Genomic DNA, 13,521 nt, shown 5'->3' on the forward strand with positions numbered 1-13,521 from the left:
GCCTGGTTCACGCATTGCTGCTACTGTACCTGACTAGATCGAAAAAGGCTGTATATGCTGCGCTCTCGCCGTCTGCTGCTTCGCCTATTTCGCGCTCCAGCTAGTGCTAACATTGCCCCAATTCTGTCAAATCATCGTTTGCTGCAAATCATCAGGATGCTCAACTCGTGACCAATTGAGCTAGCTTCTTCAACTGCCGTTCTAACGTGGCAACTCGTTTCATGAGTGATTCAACTGAGTTGAGGTCAGTGCGCCCCAGATATTAGGCTAATGCTTCTCGCACAATGTCACTTTCACTCTTGCCTGTCTCCTGACACATGCTCTCCATCTGATCTTTCCAAGGATGGGGAACCCTAGCCCCGACCATGGGCTGTTGACCCTTACTCATAGTGTAGTTAGTCCTTTAATGCGTTTTCTGAAGCAGGGGTTGATGATTCTAGGGAAGCTTTATAAGAGGCATACTCTGCCCTGAATTGTTCATAGCGCAAAACTGCATACCGGGGATGGTTGTAGTTCCGACGCTTGCGAACGTTTCCTTTGCGATCGTGGATGACCAATTCACAGCGTTGAGTAATGGCTAGGTTGCGCCCATACTCGATCGCGTCTCCCTGAGTTCCGAAGGTGGCCGTCACCCGATTGCTCCCTTCCTTCTTCACTGCCCACCCGTCAGAGTGAGGAACCACAAATTGATTTCGCTTTGGCATGGATCAGACTCCCAAAAGTTGACGCTGAAAACCGAGTTAACCGCTTGAGCATAGAATTCCCAAGCTGGAATCAGGAGTTGTGATCCTTCGGAGCTTGCGAAGCAATTGCTAACTGAGCTAACCAAGCTGACCCTTACAGAGCAATAGCAACAAGGCGGAGGTCATTCTCAATAAAGGGTAATTTTTAGACCGATTTTTCGTCCGATTGGTGAAAGGCTATCTGTACCGTTAAAATCAGCTTGCTAAAAGAAAAAAGGAGCAAGTCAAACGAAACCATGAAAGTTGATCGCAACGGACAAGCAGAAACTCTCAGCGAAGGTCAACTTGAGATCCTCTTCGCCGAGCTTAGTCCTGAAATGAGACTCATTTTCTCGATCTGCTACTACACGTCTTGTCGAGTCAGTGAAGCACTCAAATTGAAAGCGGGGGATGTCGTTGGCGATCGCATCGTGTTTCGGGCCAGAACCACAAAAACGAAACGAACTCGTGAAGTGAAGATTCCGGTCAAGCTACAAGCTCTACTGAACGAAGTGGATCTGCCCACGTCCGGCTATTTGTTTCCCGTCGTTCCAAAGGACATTTAACGCGTTAAGCCGCAGATTTAGCGCTAAGAGAAACCTGTGAGTATTTGGGCTGGAAGGGAATCTCAACGCATAGCTTTCGCGCACAGGCATTAGGAAGCTGCATGATGCGGGAGTGCCACTGCGAAGAATTCAGGCTCGGACAGGTCACGCGAGCTTGAGTAATCTTGCTTTGTATGTGGATGTCCGACGGGAAGAAGTAGACGCGGATGGAGAACTGCTTTAGCAATTCAGGATTCAATCAGAAAAAGCCCCTTCCTGTTTCAGTCAGAGGTCTGGACTAATCAATGTGCAGTTGGCATTCCCATTTGCCAAAGTGAAATTGTCCCGTTTCCTCAAAACCATGAAACTTCCTACTCTAAGCCGATTCGCCATCATCGCTGCATTTCTGGCTCTCAACGGTTGCACTGAGAAAACTAGGTTGATTCCAACGACTCAGTGTAATAGCGCGATCGCAGTCGCGACTCAAACGTGGGAAGTGAACTACTACATCAACAAAACCAGCGGTGGGTTGAATACGCAACGAAAGCAAGCCTTTCAAAGGAATACCCTCACCAATCTCAATGGTGAGAGACCTGTCGATGGAGTGTCCAGTGATGACAACGGAATTTGGTGGGCTGCTCTGCCTTCTCGTCCGACTGCCGATGAAGTGGATCAGCATCGCCAACTTCAGGAACAGAACGATCCGCCCCTATTGCAGCGTGCTGTCGATTACCAACTGCGCTGTGAGAATAGAGTGCTTAAAACGGATGCTCTAACATATCGAGAAGCATCAAGGGGAATCCGTTCAGGTCAAGCGATTCGAGTCAACTATATTGGCAACCAAGCGTTGGAGATCGAAGCGAATGAGCAACCGTGACTTTGTGGGTGATTATAATCTTTACAAGTCAAAAACGCTTGATATACGTGTTCTTGATATCTAGATACCTACACTTCTAGACATTCTGATTTAAGTCTTGTATTCTCTGCTTATCAAATTTAGATACCCCCCATGCAAACTTGCTCCTGTATCTCGCTCTCCGGTGGACAAGGCAAGACAACCAGCATCTTTTTCACAGCATTGCTCCTGGCTCAACAAGGGAAAAAAGTCCTCGCGATCGACTCTGACCCCCAAGCCAATCTCACCTTTTACCTCAATCACAAGGTACAGCCGAGTCAGCCAAGTTTGTTCGAGGTGCTGACGGACAAGTGAAAACTGAGGATGGAATCTACCCGACTGGCTATGAGAATCTATTTGTGATTCCTGCCGATCGCGGCTTATTCAAAATCTCAGATTTCCTTAGCAGCAGCGGAATAGGCGCATTCATTCTCAAACTGCGGCTCAAATCAGTGGTGGATCTGTTTGATTACGTTCTTATTGATGTGCAGCCGTCGCGATCGCAGTGATGGTTCTTGCCTTGAGAAACCTCCAAGAGCAAAAGACGCTGTTGGAAGGTAGCGATCGTCTGGCAATTTTGCTTTAGCAGTTTGGGAATCACACTATATTCACTCAACAATTTCTCTAAACGAGCAATACGATTCTCCAACGTTGTCGTGATCTGACTAGACTGCTCGATCTCTCCTGTCAGACTTTTAACATCGTTTGCTAACTCTTGCACTTCAATCAAGCGATTTTCCAAAGACGTAATTAACTCGTTAGACACTTGTGTTGATTGCTCTAAAGTCGCATTTTCTTTGAGCGAGGTTTCTACTGTACAAACACGGTTCTCTAAAGCAATCATGGATTGAGTGCGATCGTGCAATTGCTCGATTAAACCAATCACCTTAGGCACTAATTCCTCTATAGCAGTCATTGGCTTGTCAATGATTTCCTCTTCAACTTGTGCTGGAGAAGCCGCTTTGTTCTCTAAGCTGCTGTTCACTAACCTAATTAGCCAATAAGCAGTTGCCATGATTGTCTCTTCAACAACTGCTTGCATCACACCCGTAAATTCTTGTTTCTTAGGTGCATCTAAGCCTTGTTGAGTATCTTTAGGTTTCTCTCTATTAAAGAAATTAGCAAACGAAACCATGATTATTTTTCAAGTATTAGAGATGTACTATTATAAATCGCTTAATTTCTGCAAACCTCAATTTGAAACACACTCAAATTGCACTTAAGCTTGACCAAGGTGCAATTCAGATGTGCCTTAACTTAGTAGCGTTCTAGAATGTATGGCGAATTCACTTAGAAGGTGTATCTTGAGCAACAGGAACTAATCGGTAAAGCGTTTCTCCATCAGAAGCAGTAGCGATCTGTTCGGTGGATTCAGTTTGTGCATTAGCTTGTGCATCAGCTTGCTTACTGGAGCGAAGAGCATCAGGTTGTTGAATCGTTGCTACAGTGTTTTGGACTGCGCCAACTGTAGTTTCCATCGTTGCATTAACGCCATCAGTCGTATCCTTAACTGCGCTAACAGTTGTTTCTATGGTTTCAGTAACTTCGTCAGCCGCCCGCGTTATACCACTTCCAACGTCTCTAACAGTTTCATTCACACCTACAGCAACACTATTGACTGCGTTACCGACTTCTTTCACAGCTTCGCTAATACCAACTGCTGCTCCTTTAACTGAATTCCCAACGTCTTTGACAGTCTGATTCACCCGATTTACAGTACTTCTACTCGTCAAAGCACCTGCAATCCCGCCCAAGGCTGCTCCAATTAAAATACCGATCGCAATTTTTGAAAATCCATTTTTGCCTGGAGTAGCAGTTGTGTCATCGAATTGATTAGCAGACTCATCAGCACTTGTTTCTTCGGGAGTTAAAAGATAATTATTGTTACTCATGATGTCATTTCCTTAGTATCAAAATTAAGCTGAATATTTTTTGTTTGGGTTGACAAAAATATGATGCAGAAATGAACAGCTTTGAGTTCTACACTGCATGTAACGCTACCTTTTGAGATAGCCATAAACCTAGAATTTCTTCATGCTTATGGCTACCTTATGAGGTGAAAGTTTTCATCTCAGCCTTGCTCTAGGCAATCCTGCGGAAACCCTTGGCAACCAAATGGTTTCACGGTCTTAATCGTTTACTTTGAGTCAACAGTTAGTAAACAGTAGGATTGTCAGGATTGTCTTCCGCAATGATTACAAGCATTTCATCAACCACTGGATCTGAGCCAGCATTCCAGTAATTAGATGGGTCCTCGGTTTGATTCTGCATGTTTTGACTAGTTTGCATGTCAGCATCAGCAGCTGTGCTTTTAACTGAGTCTGCTGCATCAATTACAGACTTCTGCACTTCCTGAGTCGTTTCTTTCACAGAGGCTGCTGTACTTTCCATTGCTTGGCTCGCGCCTTTGACTGCGCTCTGAACTGCATTAGTACTTCCAGAAACAACTTGCTGTACTCCCCCAGCAATGTTCTGCGTTGCTTCCGAAGCTCCACCAACGACAGCGTAGCTCACACCCTGACCGACGCTTTGAGCAGCTTCACCGACCCCTTTAGCAGTTTCACCCAACCCGTGACCGATTGTACCAAGAGCTTTTCCTACACCGTTGAACGCATAGTTAAAGCCTTGCGAAACTCTTTTACCAGCCAAAGCACCCAAGGTAGTACCAATCAGTCCTCCGATCAAAGCTCTAGTTAATATCGGATTCATTCCACCATCAGACTGAGATGATTTAGATTGCACTTTAGTAGCAGTGGTAGCAGTAGGCTGAGAAACTGTTTGCGAACCCACATTTGTATTAATATCTGCTGAACGGCTGTATGTCTGCTTCGTGGATGGATTGGCAGAAATGTTGTCGTACTGAGATTTATCACTCTGAGTAGTGGGTTGCTGATTTTCGCTGATCATAAATTTTCTCCTTAAAAGCAGCTTAATTAACGCTTAACTAATGTGCATTAATCTTCGGCTTGTTCTCTAATAACATACTGATTACAAATAGAGACTTAACTCCTCCTAAGACATAGTTAGTTAAATCTTTTGTGTTGTGAAAGTGACAAGCTTAAGATAAAAATTGTATAAACAAATACTATATTTTTTACTTCTTAAAATGGATTGTATGGAAGTATCTATTGCATAAGAAGATTGAACGCATTATTAAAAAATCAGAGAAAATAACAGAGTTGCTGTTTGGTTTTCTAGCTAAGTATTTTAAGGAGATTGATGTTGTTAACTATAGACAAAATGCTCAATCTACTCGTCTAGATAATCAGTTATGCCGTAATACGAAACTGAGGTGTTACTACGGCGAGGAAGCTTTGTCGATGTTCGTCGTTCCGTATTTATCCTGCTTCTGTGTAAATAGCGTCTAGACAAATGTCATTTTGCTAGAGGTGTGCTGGGGCAATAGGCGTCCTGCTTGTAGGAGATGATGGGTGAGTTAACGCATTTAGGACTATGAAGGCCAAGCAGCATCTAACCCGGAGCATTGGATTTGGAGAATGAAATGAGTAGAGAGTCTTTAAGTCTACTCATTTCAGTACATTTCTATCAGTGTTCTAGACAATCTGGCGTCGTAGAAAGGGAATTAACACCTCATTGACTTTCTCATGCCAATCTTCTTGAGGGTAATGTCCCACTTCATCAAGTTCGACAAACTCTGCATGGTCAACAGATTTTCCCATTTCAATAGACAACCACGGGTCGCGCACTCCCCATCCAATTAGAAGCGGCTGTTTCCAGTGCGATAAGCCTGCTTCGATTTCGGCTGTTGATTCCTTAAGCTGCAAATTTTGAATCATCCTTAATAGCGATCGCCCCGCATCAGAAGTCTTAATCCACGGACGCCGGTAAATTCCTAAATCCTGTTCGTCAATTTGGTATCCGCCGCCGCCTTCTAAAATGCGATCGACAAGTAATGGATCTTGCGTCATCATATCCCCAGCAAGGGGAATGCCCATCTGCCGAATTTTCCACGGCAATTTTGCCGTCTGAGCAATCGGAGCATTAAAAATTGCCAGCCGCTCAACTTGCTCTGGATAACGCAACGCATACTGAATGCCAACTGAGCCTAGAAAGCCTTGAGCCACAATCGACATGCGCTCTAGTCCAAGCCTTTTGAGAAATTGGCTCAGCGCCTCAATATAGGTGTCAGGCGTGTAGGCAAAGTCGCGGCGATCCGGCATACTCGAATAGCCGCAGCCAATCCAATCGGGTGCGATCGCTCTAAATCCCTGTTCTTCTAGAGCAGGCAACACCTGCCGCCAACTGTAGCTCTGAGACACTAAGCCATGTAGCAACAGCACCGGAGGGCGGTCATTTTGTCGCTCTGGCTCGGCATCTCGGTAAAACCAAGTCAGTCCTCCAACCTCTTCTACATTTTGGGTAATTGCCATGAGGTGTCCTCCGGTCGCTGTGTGTTCGAGCTTACCTTTTGAGGGCAGCCCGAAACAAGCGATTAGCGCAACGTGCAACTTCAAAGAAATTGCTCCGCAAGCTGTGAAGGATTGCTTCAAAAGCGATTGTCAGCAACTCATAACATAGTTAAAATTCTGTATCTTAAACTACAGAATTTATCTGATATAGTATTCACATAGCCAAAGATTACAGAGGAGAAACAACTATGTCTGTTCAAGATCAAGCCCGTGCCCTAATGGTTCGTCATCGTCACATGATCCGTAACCGTGAGCAGACTATGTTGAGTCGCAAGGCATCTGAGATGGGAATGCCCGCTGAAACTGCTCACATCGTTTCTAACAACAGCAGCGCTAATTCTGAGACCTACGATCGTAGCAACGTTGGTTTAAGCTAAGCTGCATTACTGTTTAGCAAACTTTCAAGCCAAGAATTATTAGGCGTTCTTCTAGTCGAGGAACGCCTTTTCGCTGAGATTAAAAAAACTTGATTTTTTGTGAAGCGTAGGCGCACATCCGCAGCAAGATTAGACCTTCGCGCACATGAGCGATGTTTGACTCTCCGTAAGTTCGCGGCTGATAGCGAACAGGCACATCGACAATATGTAGTCCTAACTTTGTTGCACCAAACAGCAAATCGAAATCGCCAAACGGATCGAAATCGCCAAAATAACGGCGTCCCTCAGCAATTTTTTCGTAGTCGTCGCGGCGTAACACTTTTGTGCCGCAAAGCGTATCTTTAAGCGGTTGTCCGAGCAGAAACGAAAAGGCAAGACTGAAGAACTTGTTTGCCCAGTTATTGAGCCACGGCATCGCTTCGCCCGATCGCGGATACACGAGTCGCGACCCATTCGCAAATTCTCCTCGACCCGACGCGATCACGTCAAAAAAATGGGGCAGATCTTCAGGCTGAACCGTAAGATCTGCATCTAAAATCATCAGCACATCACCCGTAGCTTGAGCAAAGCCAAGCCGCACGGCATCAGCTTTTCCTTTCCCGGTTTGCTGAAAGGCTTTTAAGGTGAAATGAGGGTGTCCTGCTCTCACCACCCGCTGAATTTCTGCCCACGTTTCATCGTGAGAATGTCCTTCTACAAAAATGACTTCGGTGTGTTTGCCCAAGTGCGGTAAACGCGCGATCGCGCTCTCAATGTTACCCGCTTCATTTCGTGCAGGAATAATCACTGAACAGGTGTCTGACGGTGAGGATAAAACAACCTGTGGTCTGGCAACAATGTATTGCGTCAGGCACAAATGGTTGACGATTGGCAAGTGAGCTAATACACGATTACAGAGAAAGCTAATGCCAGGAATTGGTTTTGGCATTAAGAACCGACGCCCCGATCGCACCGGCAAGTAACCTGTAATTTGCAGCAAATTGAGAACATCAGAAAACGATAGCCAACTCTGCGGCGGTTGAGGACGACGTTGCCCAATTTTTTCAGCAAAATGCAGTAATGGTTGCCATAGAAAGTTATGGAACGTCAGAATTAATCGAGTTCGCGCATGACAAAACGAATGTAAATTTTGCAATACTCGCTGAATGTCGCCCAGATGCCCGATTACGCCTGATAAGACAATAAAATCAAACGTTTGCGCTGATTTAAAGCTTTCAGAATTAAGTGTTTCAGCGTCTAGGCAGTAGAACTGCAAATGGGGATATTTAGCCTTGGCAATACTGATGATAGAAGGCGAAAAATCGATACCAATTCCAAGTTTTGGGTTGACTGCTGCTAACAAGTTTCCCGTTCCACATCCAATCTCTAAAACTCGGCTGTTAGGCGGAATTAAAAATTGATGCAATCGGTCTAAATCCTGATAGTAATAGCGATTTCTTCGACTCCATCGATCCAGTTTGGGTGCAATCTGATCAAAGTGCGATCGCACCTGCTCTTTGAAGGCGTCTTGATTTCTAGAAATCGAGCGTTGTGTTCCAGATTGAATCACAGAATAATGATCAGCAAGTGAACGGTTACTGATCTTCTCATATTAATAAACTCTTAACGATACTTCTAAAAGTTAAAATTTGGCCTAAAGTAATGGCAATCAAGATTGATGCCCAACTGGGTCTTTCAGTTTAGTTCATGCCTCTCTTACAATGCCAAGTACAGTGCCAAGCCCAATTGATTTCGCTAGATTCTAAAGATTTTAATTCGCTTTAGTATGCGCTTGGACTTGTCTTACAGGACTGCATCGTTGTAAAAAAAGTTTTTGCTACCGTGGGTAAAAAGTATGGTGCATTCAAAATCTTTATCAGCCGTCGGATTCGCGCTTTCCCTTAGTCTTACGTCTATGGCACAGGCTCCAGCTGAGGCACAAGCAACCGCATTCAAGCTTCCCGGTTCTGTTCCTAAAGGAACCAACGTCCGGATCGATGGTTCTAGCAGCATGGTTGCCGTCAACCGAGTGCTAGAACAGCGCTTCGAGAAGCAGTATCCAGGCACAAAAGTCACAGCGGCCTCCGCAGGCGCACCGCAAGGATTGCAAGCTTTGGTCAATGGCAAAGTTGATCTAGCCGCGATCGGGCGTCCTCTAACCGCAGCCGAAAAAGCGAAAGGACTCGCCGCCGTACAGATTGGTCGTGACAAAATCGCGATCGTGGTCAGCCCCAACAATCCCTTTACCAAAAGCCTCAACAGCAGTCAGTTCGCCAAAATGTTCCGAGGCGAGATCAAGAATTGGTCAGAAGTCGGCGGTCCATCTGCGCCCGTTCAATTTATCGATCGACCCGCTAGCAGCGATACCCGTCAAGCGTTCCAAAACTATCCGGTTTTTAAGCAAGGAAAATTTGAAACGGGTAGCACAGCCAAAAAGCTCAACGTGGACACGACTGCTGCGCTGGTCAAACAACTCGGTAAAACCGGCATCGGCTACACTACCTCAAATCAGCTCAAAAACCAGTCTGGCGCAAAAGCCTTGCCCATGCAGGGTATAGCACCGAGTGATCCCCGCTATCCTTTCTCACAACCGCTCTACTACGTCTACAACGCAGCGAAACCCAGTCCTGCAGCTCAAGCGTTTCTAGGATTTGCGACTGCGCCTGCCAGTCAAACCGCGATCGCGCAAGCTGGAGTTGCCGATCCGGTTTCTGCAAGTGCAGGCGCGGTGAAAGCAGGTACTGGAGTAGCTGGAACTAGCGCCAGTCCAGCAGGCGATCAGTCGACCTACAACGCTGCAAAACCTTCTAAAGCCAACGGATCTGGCTCTGGTGGTGGCTTATTTGGCTTTTTACCTTCATTCGGCGGTGACGGAACCGCCAATGCGGGTAGAGCAGATGGGCTGAACTGGTGGTGGCTGTTCCCGATCGCGTCTGGTGCAGGGCTGCTATGGCTGCTAGGCAAGAGTCGGCGCAGTGGCAGCAGAACAGGCGGCTATGGCTCTAATGAATTTCAGGAAGAAACGCCCGGTCAGGGCTTTACTCCTCCAGAGACCGATCGTTCGACTGAGCAACTCGGCGCAGGCAGAGTGGACAACATCCAGGAAGATCGGGCAGCGCGGCAGTGGGGGAGGGAGCCTTCCCAAGCTGGCTCTCTCCAAGCTGACTCTTCTCAAGCTAGCTTTGTAGAAACTCCGGATCAGACGATCGAAAGCGACGATCTGATAGGCGATCCAATTGTAGAGATGGGCGACCCAATTGTAGACAGTGCGAATAGCGCACCGCTCAACTCGGCAGGATTTGCAGGGGGTGTGGCAGCCGGTACAGGAGCGGCGGCGTGGTCTGCCTCAGGCAATCGCAATATGGCAGGACGCGGTGGAGAGTCGCGTGTGGTGCTAAAAGCTCGGTCTCCGCAAGAAATAGAAGCGTACTGGGACATTGCCCCCGAGCAGATGCAGTCGTTACGGCAGCAAGGCGGAAACAACCTAGCGATTCGGCTGTATGACGTAACAGATATTGATTTGGATACCCAAAGCCCGCATAGCGTACAGCAGTTTGACTGTGATGAACTGACCCATCGACAACGGCTGGCGATCGCAACGCCCGATCGCGATTATTTAGCCGAGCTAGGCTCCCTCAATGCGAGTAGTCAATGGATTTCGATTGCTCGGTCAGCCCATGTGCATGTCCCTGCTTCGTCTACCTTTCTGGGCCGCACCGCTCAAACTGGTGGTGCAACTGTCGCTGGTGGCACTACTTTGGCAGGTGGTGCTGTCAATTCTGATCGACCGTTTTTAGCTGGGGATCGGGACTCCGCGATCGGGCAGCCTGACTTCCAGAACTGGACGACCGAAGAGCAATCAGCGCAACGCGCAACTCCAAAGGAATCGCCTCAAGACGGAAGCGGCAACGTGTTTGAGGGCCTCAAACAAAAAGCGCCGGACGTTGCTGAAGATACGACTCAGACAGAGAATGCAGCATTAACGGGTGGGGCAGCCGCTGCCACAGGAGCCGCCGCCGCTTGGTCATTCCTGTCCGGTAAGAATGTGGAGAGAACCTCAAGATTAGAGCGGGAAACGTTAGAGCGGGAGCCGACTCGCAATGCCTCTGCTCCGCCAAACGGTTCGGAGGTTGACAGCAGCGATCGCACGATCGATCGCTACGATTCATCGGCTGTGGGCACTAATGTGAGCCATCAAGCGGGCATGTCTACTGCACTGGAAGGACGAACTGTACCTGAAGGAAGAATTGTGCTAACCGCTCGCAATGCTCAATGGGCCTATGCCTACTGGGATGTACCGAGAAGTCAGCGTGCTGCGGTCAATCGGGTGGATCAGAATCTCGTTCTTCGGCTGTACGATGTGACCGATATCAATCTTGAGGAGCAAGCCCCGGAGAGGTTCCAGCAGTTTGATGTAGACGATTTGGCACTCAGTTGTGATCTGCCGATTCCTCAAAGTAACCGCACGTACATGGTAGAGCTTGGCTATGCTAGTGGGCGAGAATACTGGGCAGTGTTAGCTCGCTCGACTCCAGTCCGGATATCTGACCAGTAAAATATTCCTGCTTCAAAATAAGCCCAAAGTGAGGGGGTGTTTCGTTGAAACGCCCCTTCATCTGTTAATGAGAGCTTTGTGAGCTTTAGGAAACGTTCTACATCCTTTGTCGGTATTAGGATTGGTAGACATTAAGAATCATTGCTAGCCAAGCTTACCGTCTGTTTAGTTAGGAACTGCTCAAACGCATACCAGGAGGAAGTTTAAGCGATTTTGGGCAAAGAGATAACGGCGCGATCTCGCTCCCTGCACTCTTCATCAGGTTTCCGTAGTTTGAGACAATGCTGAAAGCAATAAAACCCAAAGTTTCTAAGGGTGGAGGATGAGGGATGAAACAAGTAAGCTTCTTCATTCCTCATCCTTCATCCTCCACCCTTCATCCTTCGCACACGGGAGACAGACGATATGAAATTGGCTTACTGGATGTATGCAGGCCCCGCTCACATTGGCACACTCCGCATCGCCAGTTCTTTTAAGAACGTTCATGCCATCATGCACGCTCCCCTAGGAGATGACTACTTTAATGTGATGAGATCGATGCTAGAGCGGGAGCGCAACTATACGCCTGTCACTGCAAGTGTGGTCGATCGCAACGTTCTAGCGCGGGGATCGCAGGAGAAGGTGGTCGATAACATCGTCCGCAAAGACCAAGAAGAGCACCCGGATCTGATTGTGTTAACACCGACTTGCACCTCTAGCATTTTGCAAGAAGACCTGAAGAACTTCTGCGATCGCGCCCAGATTGACTCGAAGGGCGACGTGATGTTGGCAGACGTAAATCACTATCGCTACAACGAACTGCAAGCCGCCGATCGCAGTTTGCATCAGATTGTTCAGTTCTACCTTGAGAAAGCGCGTAAGAAAGGTGAACTGCCAGAGAGCAAGACCGAAAAGCCTTCGGTGAATATCATCGGCATGACGACGCTAGGATTTCATAACACTCACGACTGTACCGAGCTAAAGCGGCTAATGGCAGACCTGGGCATCGAAGTGAACACAGTCATTCCTGAAGGCGCATCAGTAAATGAACTCAAGCAGATGCCTCGTGCCTGGTTTAACCTGGTGCCCTACCGCGAAATCGGCATGATGACAGCGAAGTATCTAGAGCAAGAGTTTGGCGTGCCTTGCATTGATATTACGCCGATGGGCATTGTAGACACGGCTCGCTGCATTCGCAAGATTCAAGAAGTCATCAATGCCCAAGGCGCAAATGTTGATTACGAAGCGTTTATTGACGAGCAGACTCGCTTTGTGTCGCAAGCGGCTTGGTTCTCTCGCTCAATCGACTGTCAGAATTTGACGGGCAAGAAAGCCGTTGTATTTGGCGATAACACGCACGCCGCCGCACTGACTAAGATTCTGTCGCGAGAGATGGGGATTCACGTTGTCCTGGCTGGCACGTATTGCAAGTATGACGCCGAGTGGTTTACGAACGAAGTGAGCCAATACTGCGATCGCGTCTTGATCAGCGAGGATAATGCCGAGATTGCCGATGCGATCGCGCAGATAGAACCCTCTGCCATCTTTGGCACTCAGATGGAGCGTCACATCGGCAAACGCCTCGACATTCCTTGCGGCGTGATTGCGGCTCCGATTCATATTCAGAATTTCCCCTTGGGCTACAAGCCGTTTGTGGGCTATGAAGGCACGAACCACCTCGTTGATTTGATCTACAACTCGTTCACGCTAGGGATGGAAGATCACTTACTCGAAATCTTTGGTGGTCACGACACGAAAGAAGGCATTACGAAAACGATGTCTGCTGAGTCTAACTTGGGTTGGAGCCGCGATGGTTTGGCTGAACTGAATAAGATTCCGGGCTTTGTACGCGGCAAGGTGAAGCGTAACACTGAGAAATTTGCTCGCGATCGCAACATCCCTGAGATTACGGCTGAAGTGCTATACGCCGCTAAGGAAGCGGTGGGCGCATAAGGCTCTTCTAACTAGGGTGTCGCTAATCGAATAATAACTTAAGTTGCTAGTTAGAAGCGGCAGGGGAAGCAAAGCAAATAAAATCT

The 13,521-nt window shown here is 47.5% G+C and carries 12 protein-coding genes and 1 pseudogene; 6 read left to right on the top strand and 7 right to left on the bottom strand.

The annotated features are described in order from the left end of the window. Positions 1-262 precede the first annotated feature (262 nt). Positions 263-388, bottom strand: a complete 126-nt coding sequence (locus AC5JLB_RS07530; protein ID WP_495873218.1) for a ribbon-helix-helix domain-containing protein — start codon at positions 386-388, stop codon at positions 263-265. Positions 389-395: 7 nt separating this feature from the next. After that, on the bottom strand, positions 396-704 hold the full coding sequence (locus tag AC5JLB_RS07535) for a DUF2188 domain-containing protein (RefSeq protein ID WP_495873219.1): 309 nt from the start codon (positions 702-704) through the stop codon (positions 396-398). Positions 705-979: 275 nt separating this feature from the next. Here AC5JLB_RS07535 and AC5JLB_RS07540 point away from each other — a divergent pair, with 275 nt between their 5' ends. The 3 genes and pseudogenes from AC5JLB_RS07540 to AC5JLB_RS07550 all read left to right on the top strand — a co-directional run bounded on the left by AC5JLB_RS07540 (position 980) and on the right by AC5JLB_RS07550 (position 2,671). After that, positions 980-1,288, top strand: coding sequence for a tyrosine-type recombinase/integrase (locus tag AC5JLB_RS07540; RefSeq protein ID WP_495873220.1), 309 nt, complete (start codon positions 980-982; stop codon positions 1,286-1,288). Positions 1,289-1,628: 340 nt separating this feature from the next. Next, positions 1,629-2,144, top strand: a complete 516-nt coding sequence (locus tag AC5JLB_RS07545; RefSeq protein ID WP_495873221.1) for a hypothetical protein — start codon at positions 1,629-1,631, stop codon at positions 2,142-2,144. A gap of 132 nt (positions 2,145-2,276) precedes the next feature. Next, positions 2,277-2,671, top strand: a pseudogene (locus AC5JLB_RS07550) (ParA family protein). Here the strand turns inward: AC5JLB_RS07550 and AC5JLB_RS07555 are convergent. The 4 genes from AC5JLB_RS07555 to AC5JLB_RS07570 form a co-directional block, all read right to left on the bottom strand. Beyond that, positions 2,632-3,297, bottom strand: coding sequence for a hypothetical protein (locus AC5JLB_RS07555; protein ID WP_495873222.1), 666 nt, complete (start codon positions 3,295-3,297; stop codon positions 2,632-2,634). The pseudogene AC5JLB_RS07550 and the gene AC5JLB_RS07555 sit on opposite strands and share 40 nt — an antisense overlap. A 151-nt stretch (positions 3,298-3,448) precedes the next feature. Next, positions 3,449-4,054, bottom strand: coding sequence for a hypothetical protein (locus AC5JLB_RS07560; protein WP_495873223.1), 606 nt, complete (start codon positions 4,052-4,054; stop codon positions 3,449-3,451). A 262-nt stretch (positions 4,055-4,316) separates the two neighbouring features. Next, positions 4,317-5,069: a hypothetical protein gene (locus AC5JLB_RS07565; RefSeq protein ID WP_495873224.1), complete on the bottom strand. Its 753-nt coding sequence runs from the start codon at positions 5,067-5,069 to the stop codon at positions 4,317-4,319. 647 nt (positions 5,070-5,716) lie between these two features. After that, positions 5,717-6,553, bottom strand: a complete 837-nt coding sequence (locus tag AC5JLB_RS07570; protein ID WP_495873225.1) for an alpha/beta fold hydrolase — start codon at positions 6,551-6,553, stop codon at positions 5,717-5,719. A 227-nt stretch (positions 6,554-6,780) separates the two neighbouring features. Between AC5JLB_RS07570 and gifA the strand changes: the two genes are divergently transcribed. After that, positions 6,781-6,969 carry a glutamine synthetase inactivation factor IF7A gene (gene gifA / locus AC5JLB_RS07575; RefSeq protein ID WP_495691901.1) on the top strand — a complete coding sequence of 63 codons (189 nt, stop codon included), beginning with the start codon at positions 6,781-6,783 and terminating at the stop codon, positions 6,967-6,969. A 79-nt stretch (positions 6,970-7,048) separates the two neighbouring features. Here the strand turns inward: gifA and AC5JLB_RS07580 are convergent, their stop codons facing one another. Continuing rightward, positions 7,049-8,518 (bottom strand): glycosyltransferase, encoded by a 1,470-nt coding sequence (locus AC5JLB_RS07580; protein WP_495873226.1) that lies wholly within the window; start codon positions 8,516-8,518, stop codon positions 7,049-7,051. Between the two features lie 345 nt (positions 8,519-8,863). Between AC5JLB_RS07580 and AC5JLB_RS07585 the strand changes: the two genes are divergently transcribed. Continuing rightward, the gene (locus tag AC5JLB_RS07585) at positions 8,864-11,503 is read left to right on the top strand and encodes a DUF4912 domain-containing protein (protein WP_495873227.1); all 2,640 of its coding nucleotides are present in this window, start codon (positions 8,864-8,866) and stop codon (positions 11,501-11,503) included. Between the two features lie 405 nt (positions 11,504-11,908). Beyond that, positions 11,909-13,435, top strand: coding sequence for a ferredoxin:protochlorophyllide reductase (ATP-dependent) subunit B (gene bchB / locus AC5JLB_RS07590; RefSeq protein ID WP_495873228.1), 1,527 nt, complete (start codon positions 11,909-11,911; stop codon positions 13,433-13,435). Positions 13,436-13,521 lie beyond the last annotated feature (86 nt).

Source organism: Myxacorys chilensis (assembly GCF_059505265.1).